Below are 12,697 nucleotides of genomic sequence, written 5' to 3'. Positions count from 1 at the left end.
GATTGACCATTTGCGCGCTTCCTAGCTGCAAGGCCAATTCCATCAGAGTCTGCGTGAACCTTTGAACCCCGGACGCTCCTAACAAGGAGCATCCATCTCTCAGGAGAGCCAAGAGTATGAAGAAGACTTTAGTTGCCGCCCTTACGGTTGCGACGATCGCCGGTTCGCTGGTGACCGCCACGCCGTCCGCCCAGGCCCATGACGGCGTCGGCGTCGGCATCGCAGCCGGCCTGATCGGCGGCGCGATCGTCGGCGGCGCCATCGCATCGAGCCGTCCCGCCTATGGTGGACCGGTTTATGTGGCCGAGCCCGGCCCGCCGCCGCCGCCCTGCTACTGGCAGCGCCAGCGCTACTGGGATGGCTACGGCTGGACCGTCCGCCCGGTTCGCGTTTGCTACTGATCTGATCGCACGGCGCTCATGAGCGCCGCGATCGAAGCCCGGCCGAGCACCTCGGCCGGGCTTTTTTCTTTTAGCCAGCCCTGCGCGCCTATCGCGTCGCCTGGATCGAGCGCAGCACCTCTTCGCTCGGCCAGCAATCGACCTTGAGGCCTGCGGACTTCTGGTAGGCGCCGAGCGCAGCGCGCGTCTGCATGCCGGCCTTGCCGTCGATCTTGTCCTTGTAGAGCCCGACGCGCGTGAGCCCGCGCTGCATCGCCTCGACGTCCTTGGTTCGCAATTGCTTCGAGGCAGACCACGGCGTCGCGAACGGTTGCGGGCTCGTCATGCGGTCGGCGAGATGGCCGACGAACAGCACGTAGAGATCGGAGAAATTGTATTCCTTGATGACGAAGTAGTTCTTCGTGGTCAGGAAGGACGGGCCGTAGATGCCTTCCGGTTGCAGCAGCGAGGCCGGCTGAGCCTGCTCGGGGGCACTGAGCTTTTGTCCACGCACCGGCACAAAGCCTTCGCGCAGCCACTGGCCGATCGGCTTCGTCACCTCGGGCACGCCGGCGGTGCAATCGACCTTGGCCGGTGCCTGCACCTCGTAAGCCCAGCGCACACCGCTCTGCCAGCCCTTGTTGACGAGCTGCTGCGCGGCGGAGGCCAGCGCATCCGGCACCGAATGCCAGATATCGATACGGCCGTCGCGATCGAAATCGACACCGTGCTTGTAATATTCGGACGGCAGGAATTGCGTGAGCCCGGTCGCGCCGGCCCAGGACGAGCGCATGTCCTTGCGTGTCACCACGCCGTCACCGAGAATTTTCAGCGAGAGGATGAACTCGTTGCGATAGCTGTCCTTGCGGCGGCCGACATAGGCCTGCGTCGCCAGCACACGGACGAGATCGTAGGGCAGTGTGTAGCGGCCATAGTCGGTCTCGCGGCCCCAGATCGCCAGCATGACGGTGGCCGGCACGCCGGAGCTCTTCTCGATCTCGGTCAGGGCTTGACGATATTTCTGCAGCAGCCGCTGCCCCTCGCCGGCAAGCCGCGCGATCGAGGCTTCCCTGACATAGTCGGCCGGCACTTGCACGAACTCGGCCTGTGACGGCGCACCGGTCGCTGGGCGCCCCGGCAGGATCAGATCCGGCAGCTTGTAGTCAGGCTCGAGGCCGCGCGTCTCTCGCTCGAACGTCGTGCGCGACACGCCGGCGGCCTCCGCCTCCGGCCACAGCGAGGCGATGAACTGCGTGAAGGCGGCATCAGCGGCGCGGGCGGGCGACAGGCCGCAGGTGATAGCGATCACCGCAGCTATGAGCACCCGCCACATCATGCTGAGATCACCGCGTCAGCTTCTTGTACTTCACGCGGTGCGGAATGATGCTGTCCTGACCGAGGCGGCGCATCTTGTCCTTCTCGTAGTCCTGGAAGTTGCCTTCGAACCATTCGACATGGCTGTCGCCTTCGAAGGCCAGGATGTGGGTCGCGATGCGGTCGAGGAACCAGCGATCATGGCTGATGATGACGGCGCAGCCGGCGAAATCCTCCAGCGCCTCTTCGAGCGCACGCAGCGTGTCAACGTCGAGGTCGTTGGTCGGCTCGTCGAGCAGCAGAACGTTGGCGCCGGATTTCAGCATTTTCGCAAGGTGCACGCGGTTGCGTTCGCCGCCGGAGAGCGCGCCGACTTTCTTCTGCTGGTCGGCGCCCTTGAAGTTGAACGACGAACAATAGCCGCGTGAATTGACTTCCCTCTTGCCGAGCAGGATCAGCTCGTTGCCGCCGGAGATCTCCTCCCACACGTTCTTGCTGCCATCGAGCGCGTCGCGCGACTGGTCGACGTAACCGAGATGAACGCTCTCGCCGACCGTGATGGTGCCCTTGTCCGGCTGTTCCTGCTTGGTGATCATCCTGAACAGCGTGGTCTTGCCGGCGCCGTTGGCGCCGATCACGCCGACGATACCGCCGGGCGGCAGCTTGAAAGTGAGATCGTCGATCAGCATGCGATCGCCGAAACCTTTGCTGAGCCCTTCGAAGTCGACCACGTTCTGACCTAGGCGCTCGGCCACCGGAATCGTGATCTGCGCGGTCTGGGTCTGCTTTTCGCTCGCCTGTTTCAGCAGTTCGTCATACCGCTGATAGCGCGCCTTGGATTTGGCCTGGCGGGCTTTCGGCGAGGACGCGATCCATTCCTGCTCGCGGGCCAGCGTCTTCTGATGCGCAGCGTCCTCGCGGCCCTCCTGCTCGAGCCGCTTCTGCTTCTGCTGCAGCCAGGACGAGTAATTGCCCTCGTAGGGAATGCCCTTGCCGCGATCAAGCTCGAGAATCCAGCTCGTGACGTTGTCGAGGAAGTAGCGGTCATGGGTGACGATCAGGATCGCGCCGGGATAGTTGCGCAGATGGCCTTCCAGCCACGACACCGATTCCGCGTCGAGATGGTTGGTCGGTTCGTCCAGCAGCAACAACTCAGGCTGGTCGAGCAACAGCTTGCACAGCGCGACGCGGCGGCGCTCACCGCCGGAGAGTTTCGACACGTCGGCATCATCGGGCGGACAGCGCAGCGCGTCCATGGCCTGGTCGACCTTGCTGTCGAGATCCCAGAGGCCCTGGGCCTCGATCTCGTCCTGAAGCTTGGTCATCTCGTCGGCGGTCTCCTCGGAGTAGTTCATCGCCAGCTCGTTGTAGCGATCGAGGATGGCCTTCTGCTTGGCGACGCCCAGCATGACGTTCTCGCGCACGCTGAGTGCCGGATCGAGATGCGGCTCCTGCTCGAGATAGCCGACGCGGGCGCCTTGGGCGACCCAGGCCTCGCCGTTATATTCCTTGTCGAGGCCGGCCATGATCTTGAGCAGCGTCGACTTGCCCGAGCCGTTGACACCGAGCACGCCGATCTTGGCGTCCGGGTAGAAGCTCAGATGGATGTTATCGAGCACCTTCCGGGTCGGGTAGCTCTTGGTCAGGCCCTGCATGAAATAGATGAACTGGCGCGCCATCGGTCCCGAAAACCTTCGATTTGAGGAAATTTGCTTGCCGCCGATGTAGCGATCCCGCCCCCAAAGGGCAATGTTTTCCCTCCGTTCACCACGGGTGAATACGGGACGGACACCATCCCGCCGCCGATCCGGACAATTGAAACCATCTTTTAATAAATCAGGCCAAAGCTCGGTTTTGCGCGGAAACAGCGCCACCCGCTCAGAATGAACGGGGAGCATAGCGAGACAGCGTCATGGCCATGATCGAGACCCATTCCCTTCCCGTTCCGGCGGAAGCCGGCAGCGCCTCCGCATTTGCCTCGGAGATCAAGGGCTTCTGGAAGCGCTTCTTCGCCACCGCTTTCAACCCCTACCGGCCCGAACTGCATTACATGCGCGGCCCCGGCCCCGCCTGGCGCGCCAAGCACGGCATGAATGCGCCGTTCCGGCTCAAGCCCCGCGACCTCTGAGCCTTTATCAGCTGTCGGATTTTTGAAGACGCGAACGGCTTGCGCACGGTCCTGATTGCGCGCAACCATGGCCTGGTTCCACCTCTCGCCATGGAAGAACGCTGATGACGCGGCTGCGCTGTGCAATTCTCGACGACTATTTCAACCTCGCTCTCGATGTCGCCGATTGGCAAAGCCTGTCCGACCGCATCGACGTCACCGTGTTCAGCCATCCCTTCGCCTCCGAGCAGGCCGCGGCGAGCGCGCTGGCCGATTTCGAGATCGTCTGCGCGATGCGCGAGCGCACCGCGTTCCCGAAGAGCCTGTTCGAGAGCCTGCCGAAGCTGAAGCTGCTGCTGACGTCAGGCATGCGCAACGCCTCGATCGACATGGAGGCCGCCAAGGCGCGGGGCGTCACGATCGGCGGCACGCAATATTCACGCGATCCGACTGCGCCCCTCACCATGGGCCTGATCCTGGAACTGACCCGCGGGATCGGCCGCGAGAACGCGCGCATGCATGCGGGCGAGCCCTGGCAGACCTTTGCCGGCGTCGAGATCGAGGGATTGACGCTCGGCGTCGTCGGGCTCGGCAAGCTCGGCAGCAAGATGGCGGGCATTGCGAAGGCGTTCGGCATGAACGTGATCGCCTGGAGCCCGAACCTGACCCCGGAGAAGTGCAAGGACGCCGGCGTCGGCTACGCCACCAAGGAGGAGCTGTTCGCCAAGGCCGATATCGTCAGCATCCATGTGGTGTTGAGCGAACGCTCGCGCGGGCTGGTCGGGGCCGCCGATCTCGCGCGGATGAAACCGACGGCCTTCCTCGTCAACACCGCGCGCGGGCCGATCGTGGACGAGCAGGCGCTGCTCGAGGCGTTGCAGCAGAAGAGGATTGCAGGCGCCGGCATCGACGTGTTCTCGGTCGAGCCGCTGCCGACCGACCATCCCTTCCGCAAGCTCGACAACCTCGTGCTGACGCCGCATCTCGGCTACGCCACCGAGGACGGCTTGCGCATCCATTACGGCCAGATGGTCGAGGCGATCGACGCCTTCACCAAGGGCAGCGAGCTGCCGCGGAAGCTGGCCTGAAGCCTCAGGCCGCCGTGCGCTGGCTGGCGGGCTGCCGCGCCGCGTCGGCAAAGCCGTTGCGCCAGGAGGCATGCGCCGGCAGCCAGCCGAGCTCGCGCTTCGCCTTGGCGTTGGATGCTCCGCGCACCTCCGTCATCATCGCAACCATATGCTCGCCCGCAAGCAGGCGCCCGAGCCAGGCGGGAATGTGACGCGGCGGCTTGGCACCAAGGAGTTCGGCCAGCGCGGGCAACCAGTCCTTCACCGGCGCCGGATGATCATCGACGATATTGTAGATGCTTCCCGCGCGTCCGCGTTCAACCGCGGCGAGCGTGGCAGAGGCGGCATCTTCGGTGTGAATGAACGACCACGTGCCGCCGCCATCGCCGATCACGGGCACACGCCGATGGCGTAGCTGATCGATCATCGCCGGCGAGAGCGTGCCCGTGCCAGGTCCATAGAAGAATCCATAGCGCAGCACGATGCCCTGCGGCGTCGCCGAAGCGGTGACGCTTCGCTCCAGATACCGGATTGCCTCAAGCGTGCGTCGCAGCTCTCGCGGCGGATGCGGGTCGAGCTCATCGGTCTCGGTCTTCACCGTTCCCCCGGAGCGACTGAAGGTCCAGCCGCAGAAGCTTTGCGCTATGAAGCGCCTGGCGCCGGCCTCGCGTGCGGCATTCAGCAGAATGTCGGTTCCGCGGGTGCGGAGCTCGTTGGTTCGTTTGAAAGCCCGATCGAAATGGCGGAGGTCTGTCGCGGCCGCGAGATCCGTCATCTGGTGGATGACCGCGTCGGGCTTTGCCGCAATCACCGCAGCGCGCATGCTGTCGGCATCGAGGCCGTCGGCCACGACCGGCTCCGCACCCAATCGCCGCACATGGTCTGTTTTTGCCGCACTCCGTGTCGTGCCGATCACCGAATGTCCCGCGGCGACCAGCGCCGGAACAAGATACTGACCGACCGCGCCGGTCGCGCCCGCAACAAAGATGCGCATCCTGTGCTCCTCAATTCGTTGCAATCCTCCCGGACGTAGTCGAGGTGCGGAGCGGTTCAAGCAAGGCATGCGCATGCGCAAGCGAGACATGCGCGCATGCGTCAAACGACGACGGCGCGTGACCGAAGTTCACGCGCCGTCATCAGAGCAATTCTTGCTAGATCAATTCTTCCGAGGCCGGTTCAGCGCACGGTGACGGGCGCGGGCAGCGGCGGCACCACTGTCGGCTGGGTGCCTCCGACCGGGCCGGCCTGCGCGGCCATCGGCGCGGGGCCGGCAGCGCCGGGCACCGGCGCGGCAGATGCGGTCGCAGTTCCCGGCGGCGGACCACCCGGCATCACGACCACGCGGGTGCCGACCTTGACGCGATCGAACAGGTCGGAGACGTCCTCGTTCAGCATGCCGATGCAGCCGGAGGACACGAACTTGCCGATGGTCGAGGGCTGGTTGGTGCCATGGATGCGGTAGACGGTCGAGCCGAGATACATCGCGCGGGCGCCGAGCGGATTGCCGGGACCGCCGGCCATGAAGCGCGGCAGATAGGGCTGGCGCTCGATCATTTCCGTCGGCGGATGCCAATCCGGCCACTCGGCTTTGCGGGTGATCTTCTGCACGCCGGTCCAGGTGAAGCCGTCGCGGCCGACGCGGACGCCGTAGCGGATCGCACGGCCGTTGCCGAGCACGTAGTAAAGGTAGGTATTCGGGGTATCGACGATGAGCGTTCCGGCCGGCTCCTTGGTCGCCAGCGAGACTTCCTGGCGGCGCAGATTCTGCGGCAGCTGCGCCGGAGCAGCGTCAGGCTGCTCCTCGGGCGGGAGCGAGGCGATCGCCATCGGCCGGCCGTCGGCACCAACGGGCGGCTGCCCGGCCTGGACCGTTCCGGTTGCGCCGGGACCACCGACCGCCTCGGGCGGACGCAGGCCGTCACTGCCGGGTGCCTGAGCCGGACGATCGGCGTAGATCACCGCGGGCGGGCCGGCAGGGCGGCCGTAGCGCGGATCGTCGGGTGATGTCACGGGACCCTGCGGCGGCGCGGCCGAGTAGACGGGAGCGCCGGCGGGACGGCCATAACGGGGATCATCGGGCGACATCACCGGCCCCTGCGGCGGCGCGGCGGAATACACCGGAGGGGCGCCGGGCGGACGGCCGTAGCGCGGATCCGGACCGGGCGGCGGCAGCGCTGCCTGCGGCATCGCATCGTCTTCATCGTCCATAGCGTCGAAATTCGGCGCGCGGTCGCCGGGCCGATATTCGGCCGGCGCGCCATAGCTCGGCGCCTGCTGGACCGGATAGCTCTGGGCCTGCGCGAGCGAGGTTCCCGCCGCAGCGACTGTTGCGGCAGCGCATATCGTCAGAAAATGTTTGATCATCATCGCTCTTGTATAGTCCCCGGGCCCCGTCCGGACCGTTAATGGCCAGATGACGGAAGATAGCGGCACATTCAAGACATGACAGGCGGATTTGTGCCTGATTTGCCGATTTGTGATCCGCAAGACTACCGTTGCCTGCTTGCATCAGGGGACGAAAATCAGCCCACGCCCGAGATCACAGGAGTCGCCGGCTCCGTTTTTTACGGAACGGCGCGGAATCGTTGCGGTATGTTCGAATCAGCCTGATTCGCCTCCGCTTTGAGCTTCGATCCCCGCGTGGCGAACGCGGCAAGCAGTACCGTCACCGCGTTCAGATGGCTCATGGGCCCTGGCCACTTCGCCGCCGGGGCGGAAATTCGCAATCCCTCGATGCTTCCCGGCTTTCGCTTCCTGTTTGCCGCGATCCTGCTGTCAGCCTCCATCCTGGTATTCGGCCTGGGCGCCGCCGCGCTGCTGCGGGCGAGCCACGAGCAGTATGTCAGCAACCCCTCCTGGCGGAATGGTCCGCAGGAGCAGGTGTTTGCACAAGCTCCCGAACCGGCCCAGCCGGTGCTCGCGGTCCTGCGCGCCGAGCCGGAAGCAGCCACCGATCCGACGCCGTCGCTGCGCGATCAAGTCCCGACCATCGCACTGCCGATGAGCGAGCCTGAACCTGTCGTCGCGCTGACGACCGAGACCGACGGTCAGCCGCAGGTCGCTGCACCTCCGGCCGACGTTCCGGCCGATGCAGAGACCAACGCCGAGAGGACGACGGACGCCGCGGCGCCGGCCTCGAGCAACACGCTTACTCCGGCCGACGCCAGCGCATCCATCGCCGAGACCAAGCCCGTTTCGATCACTCTCACGAGCAAACCAGCACCTGCCGCCCCCAGCGGAGCCCCGGCTTCGTCCACGTTCGACATGGCGAGCGCGAAGTTCGCCGCATTGAACGACCCGGCGACCACGGCCTGGAAGGATCCGCCGGCAAAGGCCAAGGCCGACTCTAAGGCCGACAGCGGTTCCCCGGAGAGCAAGGTGACCAAGCCGCGGGCGCACCGCGTGAAGAAGCGCCGCCGCATTGTCCGGCGTCCGCCGCCGCCGGTTCAGCAGCTCGATCCGTTCGGGCAGCCGCAACCCACACTCGCCGCAACGACGCCCCGAGCGCGCTGACCCCTCTTCACCTCTCCCCGCTTGCGGGGAGAGGTCGGAATTCGCGTGCAGCGCGGATTCCGGGTGAGGGGGTACAGGTCCCTCGAGAATGTCATGGTGTGGAGAGAGGCCCCTCACCCCAACCCTCTCCCCGCAAGAGCGGGGCGAGGGAGCGCACCGTCCTCGCGGCTTTACGCCGGCCCCGTCGCGATGGGCGGTCCCTTTTCCTGGCCCCATTCCGACCATGAGCCATCGTAGAGCGCGGTGTCGGTGATGCCGAGGCGATAGAGCGCCAGCGTCAGCACGCCGGCCGAGACCCCGGAGCCGCAGCTCGTCACGATCGGCGCGTCGAGCTTGACGCCGGCGCCCGTGAAGGCGGCGCGCAGATCATCGAGTGGCTTCATCGTGCCGGTCGCGGCGTCGAACAGGAGATTGTAGGGCACGTTGCGCGCGCCCGGGATATGGCCGGAGCGGATGCCCGCGCGCGGCTCCGGCGCCCGTCCCTCGAACCGATCGGCGGCGCGCGCGTCGATCACCTGCTCGGCACGGCTTTCGACGTTGGCGATCAGTTGCTGCATGCTGCGCACGCGCTTTGAATCGTAGCTCGCCTTGAATGTCGCTGGCTTCGGCTTCGCCTCGCCGCTCTCGACCGGACGCCCCTCGGCGCGCCACTTCTTCAGGCCGCCATTGAGGAGGCGCACATTGCCGTGGCCGAAAGCCAGGAACATCCACCACGCGCGGGGAGCAGCGACCCAGCCGCCGGCATCGTAGATCACGACGGTGTCGGCATTGGAGATGCCGAGATGACCGACGTCGCGGCCGAACTGCTCGGCGCCCGGATACATGTGCGGCAGCGGGTTGGAATGGTCCGAGACCGCGTCGACGTCGAAGAACACTGCGCCTGGCAGATGCGCGGCGAGGTAATCATCCTTCGGCAGCGGCAGCACGCCCGGCAGCTTGAAGCTGGCGTCGAGCACCTTGACGTTGGCATCGTTGATGTGGGCGGCGAGCCATTCGGTGGAGACGAGGGGATCGGTGGGAGTGGTCATTAGGGTGCTCCGGCAATTGTCTCAGTCGTCATGGCCGGGCTTGTCCCGGCCATCCACGTTCTTCTTGCGGCGAAGACGTGGATGCCCGGGTCATCTAGCGCGAAGACGCGCTTCGCGCTTTTGCCCGGGCATGACGGAGTGTGTGGCGAGAGAGGTATTCACCTCACCCCTTCTTCTTCGGCTCCCACTGCTCGACGGGGCCGCCGGCGTCGCGCCAGGCGGCGTAGCCGCCGGCGATGTGGGCGACGGGTTTGAGGCCCATGTCCTGCGCGGTCTTGGCGGCGAGCGCGGAGCGCAAGCCGCCGGCGCAATGGAAGACGAATTTCTTGTCCTCCTGGAACACCGGCTTCGCATAAGGGCTCTGCGGATCGATCCAGAATTCGAGCATGCCGCGGGTGCAGGCGAACGCGCCGGGGATGCGGCCGTCGCGCTCGATCTCGCGGGGATCGCGGATGTCGACGATGACGACGTCGCCGTTCTTCGAGATCTCGATGGCGTCCTTGGCGGTGAGCGTCTCGATCTCGGCATTGGCCTCGTCGATCAGCGCCTTGATGCCGCGGGTGATGGTCTGGGGCATGTGGTTCTCCCTCTTGTCGTCATTCCGGGGCGCGCGGAGCGCGAGCTAGTGCGTCAATTCCTTCATCGCACCCTCGAGCCCCTCGATCGTGATCGGGTACATGCGGTTGGCGAAGATGCGTTTGATGATGGTGGTGGATTCCGAATAGTCCCAGTGCTTCTGCTGCACGGGATTGAGCCACACCGAATGCGGATAGGTGCGGATGATGCGGTCGAGCCAGACCGAGCCGGGCTCCTCGTTGACGTGCTCGACCGAGCCGCCGGGCACCATGATCTCGTAAGGGCTCATCGAGGCGTCGCCGACAAACACGATCTTGTAGTCGTGCGGGTATTTATGCAGCACGTCCCAGGTCGGGGTGCGGTCGGTGAAGCGGCGCTTGTTCTGCTTCCACACGCCCTCATAGAGGCAATTGTGGAAGTAGAAATACTCCATATGCTTGAACTCGCTCTTCGCGGCCGAGAACAACTCCTCGACCTGCTCGATATGCGCGTCCATCGAGCCGCCGATGTCGAAGAACACCAGCAGCTTCACCGCGTTGCGTCGCTCGGGCCGCATGTGCACGTCGAGATAGCCGTGATTGGCGGTCTCGCGGATGGTGGTGTCGAGATCGAGCTCGTCAGGCGCGCCGGTGCGCGCGAACTTGCGCAGGCGGCGCAGCGCCACCTTGATGTTGCGGATGCCTAGCTCGACATTGCCGTCCAAATCTTTGAACTCGCGCTTGTCCCACACCTTCACGGCGCGGTTGTTGCGGTTCTTGTCCTGACCGATGCGGATGCCTTCGGGATTGTAGCCATGGGCGCCGAACGGCGAGGTGCCCGCCGTGCCGATCCACTTCGAGCCGCCCTGGTGCCGGCCCTTCTGCTCCTCGAGGCGCTTCTTCAGGGTCTCCATGAGCTTGTCCCAGCCCATGGCCTCGATCTGCTTCTTCTCTTCGTCGGTCAGGTATTTCTCGGCGAGCTTCTTCAGCCACTCCTCGGGGATCTCGGCCCCCTCCATGGCGTCGAGCAGGCTTTCCAGCCCCTTGAAAACGGTGCCGAAGACGCGGTCGAACTTGTCGAGGTTGCGCTCGTCCTTCACCAGCGAAGTGCGCGAGAGATAGTAGAAATTCTCGACCGAGTAGTCCGCGAGGTCAGCGTCGAGCGCCTCCATCAGCGTGAGGTATTCGCGCAGCGTCACGGGGACCTGCGCATCGCGCAGAGAAGTGAAGAATTGCAGGAACATGGGTGACAGATTGCCCGTCGGGGGGCGAACGTCAAGGGGCGGAGGCCCCTGCTCTGCGCTGGACCGGGAGGCTTTTTGCTCTAGAATTGGCGGTCTCACGGGGTTGTTTTGGGGACGTTTGCAATGGGAATTCTCGCAGCGCTCATCATTGGCGCGATCGCAGGCTGGCTTGCCGGCAAGATTGTCCATGGGGCGGGATTTGGGGTGATCGGCAACATCGTCGTCGGCATCATCGGTGCGCTCGTGGCCAGCTGGATTCTGCCTCAGCTGCATATCCAGCTCGCGACGGGCACGGTCGGGGCCATCGTGGATGCCACGATCGGCGCGGTGATTGTGCTCGTCATCCTTTCGCTGATAAAACGGGTCTGAAAGCCTGACCGAACCAGGAACGGCCGCCACGCGCGGCCGTTCCCATGTCGCGACCGGAGCCATGTCTCGGCCGGCGACCAACAAGGACGCACGATGAAATTTACCGGCACCAAGGACTATGTTGCGACCGACGATCTCAAGGTCGCGGTCAACGCCTCGATCGTGCTGGAGCGCCCGCTGCTCATCAAGGGCGAGCCCGGCACCGGCAAGACGGTGCTGGCGGAGGAAGTGGCGAAGGCGCTGAACGCCCCGCTTCTGACCTGGCACATCAAGTCCACCACCAAGGCGCAGCAGGGCCTCTACGAATACGATGCGGTCTCGCGCCTGCGCGACAGCCAACTCGGCGATGCGCGCGTGTCCGACATCAAGAACTACATCAAGCGCGGCAAGCTGTGGGACGCCTTCACCGCTGAGCAGCGCCCGGTGCTGCTGATCGACGAAATCGACAAGGCCGACATCGAATTCCCGAATGATTTGCTGCTCGAGCTCGACCGCATGGAATTCCATGTCTATGAGACCGGCGAGACGATCAAGGCCAAGCAGCGCCCGATCATGATGATCACCTCCAACAACGAGAAGGAGCTGCCGGACGCGTTCCTGCGCCGTTGCTTCTTCCACTACATCAAGTTCCCCGACGCCGACACCATGACCCGGATCGTCGACGTCCACTTCCCCGGCATCAAGAAGCGGCTGGTCGAGGAAGCCTTGCGCATTTTCTTCGAGGTCCGCGAAGTGCCCGGCCTGAAGAAGAAGCCGTCGACCTCGGAGCTGCTCGACTGGCTCAAGCTGCTGCTCAACGAAGACATGAGCGTCGAGCAGCTGCGCGAACGCGACCCGCGCAAGCTGATCCCGCCCCTGCACGGTGCGCTGCTGAAGAACGAGCAGGACGTGCATCTGTTCGAGCGATTGGCGTTCCTGAGCCGGAGGGAAGTGTAGGTTCGACTCCTCCACGTTGCGGGCGAGGCAATCGGGCAAATCAACCGGTGTCGTCCTGGCGAAGGTCAGGACCCATCGCATGTACCGCCCACCAAACCACTTCCTGGAGTAATGGGTCCCCTGAGTTCACAAACGAAGTGCAACACTTCCATCTGGAGGTGTTGCCATGGGGCGGACTTACAAAC

Annotated in this window: 13 protein-coding genes; 6 read left to right on the top strand and 7 right to left on the bottom strand. The window is 64.8% G+C overall.

Going from position 1 to position 12,697, the window contains the following annotated elements:
* Window positions 1-116: 116 nt before the first annotated feature.
* Window positions 117-401: a hypothetical protein gene (locus AC0L20_RS10925; protein ID WP_007613695.1), complete on the top strand. Its 285-nt coding sequence runs from the start codon at window positions 117-119 to the stop codon at window positions 399-401.
* Between the two features lie 88 nt (window positions 402-489).
* On the opposite strand, the gene AC0L20_RS10920 is transcribed toward AC0L20_RS10925, so the two are convergent.
* Both AC0L20_RS10920 and ettA read right to left on the bottom strand, forming a co-directional pair.
* Entirely contained in the window at window positions 490-1,716 is a 1,227-nt protein-coding gene (locus AC0L20_RS10920) for a lytic murein transglycosylase (RefSeq protein WP_473288526.1), read from the bottom strand.
* Between the two features lie 7 nt (window positions 1,717-1,723).
* The gene (gene ettA / locus AC0L20_RS10915; protein WP_027519709.1) at window positions 1,724-3,373 is read right to left on the bottom strand and encodes an energy-dependent translational throttle protein EttA; all 1,650 of its coding nucleotides are present in this window, start codon (window positions 3,371-3,373) and stop codon (window positions 1,724-1,726) included.
* Window positions 3,374-3,606: 233 nt separating this feature from the next.
* Between ettA and AC0L20_RS10910 the strand changes: the two genes are divergently transcribed.
* Both AC0L20_RS10910 and AC0L20_RS10905 read left to right on the top strand, forming a co-directional pair.
* Window positions 3,607-3,822: a hypothetical protein gene (locus AC0L20_RS10910; protein WP_027519710.1), complete on the top strand. Its 216-nt coding sequence runs from the start codon at window positions 3,607-3,609 to the stop codon at window positions 3,820-3,822.
* Window positions 3,823-3,926: 104 nt separating this feature from the next.
* Window positions 3,927-4,889, top strand: a complete 963-nt coding sequence (locus AC0L20_RS10905; protein ID WP_473288525.1) for a D-2-hydroxyacid dehydrogenase family protein — start codon at window positions 3,927-3,929, stop codon at window positions 4,887-4,889.
* A gap of 4 nt (window positions 4,890-4,893) precedes the next feature.
* Here AC0L20_RS10905 and AC0L20_RS10900 read toward each other — a convergent pair whose 3' ends face one another.
* Window positions 4,894-5,862 carry an NAD-dependent epimerase/dehydratase family protein gene (locus tag AC0L20_RS10900; protein WP_473288524.1) on the bottom strand — a complete coding sequence of 323 codons (969 nt, stop codon included), beginning with the start codon at window positions 5,860-5,862 and terminating at the stop codon, window positions 4,894-4,896.
* Between the two features lie 182 nt (window positions 5,863-6,044).
* Window positions 6,045-7,232, bottom strand: coding sequence for a L,D-transpeptidase family protein (locus tag AC0L20_RS10895; protein WP_007600703.1), 1,188 nt, complete (start codon window positions 7,230-7,232; stop codon window positions 6,045-6,047).
* Between the two features lie 321 nt (window positions 7,233-7,553).
* On the opposite strand from AC0L20_RS10895, the gene AC0L20_RS10890 reads away from it, so the two are divergent.
* Window positions 7,554-8,381 carry a hypothetical protein gene (locus tag AC0L20_RS10890; protein ID WP_473288830.1) on the top strand — a complete coding sequence of 276 codons (828 nt, stop codon included), beginning with the start codon at window positions 7,554-7,556 and terminating at the stop codon, window positions 8,379-8,381.
* A 170-nt stretch (window positions 8,382-8,551) separates the two neighbouring features.
* On the opposite strand, the gene sseA is transcribed toward AC0L20_RS10890, so the two are convergent.
* The 3 genes from sseA to AC0L20_RS10875 form a co-directional block, all read right to left on the bottom strand.
* Window positions 8,552-9,409, bottom strand: a complete 858-nt coding sequence (gene sseA / locus AC0L20_RS10885; protein WP_473288523.1) for a 3-mercaptopyruvate sulfurtransferase — start codon at window positions 9,407-9,409, stop codon at window positions 8,552-8,554.
* A 163-nt stretch (window positions 9,410-9,572) separates the two neighbouring features.
* Window positions 9,573-9,986: a rhodanese-like domain-containing protein gene (locus AC0L20_RS10880; protein ID WP_007613708.1), complete on the bottom strand. Its 414-nt coding sequence runs from the start codon at window positions 9,984-9,986 to the stop codon at window positions 9,573-9,575.
* Between the two features lie 45 nt (window positions 9,987-10,031).
* Window positions 10,032-11,207, bottom strand: coding sequence for a vWA domain-containing protein (locus AC0L20_RS10875; RefSeq protein ID WP_018454121.1), 1,176 nt, complete (start codon window positions 11,205-11,207; stop codon window positions 10,032-10,034).
* A gap of 123 nt (window positions 11,208-11,330) precedes the next feature.
* Between AC0L20_RS10875 and AC0L20_RS10870 the strand changes: the two genes are divergently transcribed.
* Both AC0L20_RS10870 and AC0L20_RS10865 read left to right on the top strand, forming a co-directional pair.
* Window positions 11,331-11,576: a GlsB/YeaQ/YmgE family stress response membrane protein gene (locus tag AC0L20_RS10870; RefSeq protein WP_473288522.1), complete on the top strand. Its 246-nt coding sequence runs from the start codon at window positions 11,331-11,333 to the stop codon at window positions 11,574-11,576.
* 93 nt (window positions 11,577-11,669) lie between these two features.
* Window positions 11,670-12,512 (top strand): AAA family ATPase, encoded by an 843-nt coding sequence (locus AC0L20_RS10865; protein ID WP_007600695.1) that lies wholly within the window; start codon window positions 11,670-11,672, stop codon window positions 12,510-12,512.
* Window positions 12,513-12,697 lie beyond the last annotated feature (185 nt).

Source organism: Bradyrhizobium sp. Kon58 (assembly GCF_055807455.1).
This window is presented reverse-complemented; position numbering and strand designations above follow the sequence as displayed.

What these genes read in the sequence shown, in the direction of transcription:
- AC0L20_RS10925 (WP_007613695.1), top strand. Translation starts at nt 117, where the DNA reads ATGAAGAAGACTTTAGTTGCCGCCCTTACGGTTGCGACGATCGCCGGT.
- AC0L20_RS10920 (WP_473288526.1), bottom strand. Translation starts at nt 1,716, where the DNA reads ATGATGTGGCGGGTGCTCATAGCTGCGGTGATCGCTATCACCTGCGGC.
- ettA (WP_027519709.1), bottom strand. Translation starts at nt 3,373, where the DNA reads ATGGCGCGCCAGTTCATCTATTTCATGCAGGGCCTGACCAAGAGCTAC.
- AC0L20_RS10910 (WP_027519710.1), top strand. Translation starts at nt 3,607, where the DNA reads ATGGCCATGATCGAGACCCATTCCCTTCCCGTTCCGGCGGAAGCCGGC.
- AC0L20_RS10905 (WP_473288525.1), top strand. Translation starts at nt 3,927, where the DNA reads ATGACGCGGCTGCGCTGTGCAATTCTCGACGACTATTTCAACCTCGCT.
- AC0L20_RS10900 (WP_473288524.1), bottom strand. Translation starts at nt 5,862, where the DNA reads ATGCGCATCTTTGTTGCGGGCGCGACCGGCGCGGTCGGTCAGTATCTT.
- AC0L20_RS10895 (WP_007600703.1), bottom strand. Translation starts at nt 7,232, where the DNA reads ATGATCAAACATTTTCTGACGATATGCGCTGCCGCAACAGTCGCTGCG.
- AC0L20_RS10890 (WP_473288830.1), top strand. Translation starts at nt 7,554, where the DNA reads ATGGGCCCTGGCCACTTCGCCGCCGGGGCGGAAATTCGCAATCCCTCG.
- sseA (WP_473288523.1), bottom strand. Translation starts at nt 9,409, where the DNA reads ATGACCACTCCCACCGATCCCCTCGTCTCCACCGAATGGCTCGCCGCC.
- AC0L20_RS10880 (WP_007613708.1), bottom strand. Translation starts at nt 9,986, where the DNA reads ATGCCCCAGACCATCACCCGCGGCATCAAGGCGCTGATCGACGAGGCC.
- AC0L20_RS10875 (WP_018454121.1), bottom strand. Translation starts at nt 11,207, where the DNA reads ATGTTCCTGCAATTCTTCACTTCTCTGCGCGATGCGCAGGTCCCCGTG.
- AC0L20_RS10870 (WP_473288522.1), top strand. Translation starts at nt 11,331, where the DNA reads ATGGGAATTCTCGCAGCGCTCATCATTGGCGCGATCGCAGGCTGGCTT.
- AC0L20_RS10865 (WP_007600695.1), top strand. Translation starts at nt 11,670, where the DNA reads ATGAAATTTACCGGCACCAAGGACTATGTTGCGACCGACGATCTCAAG.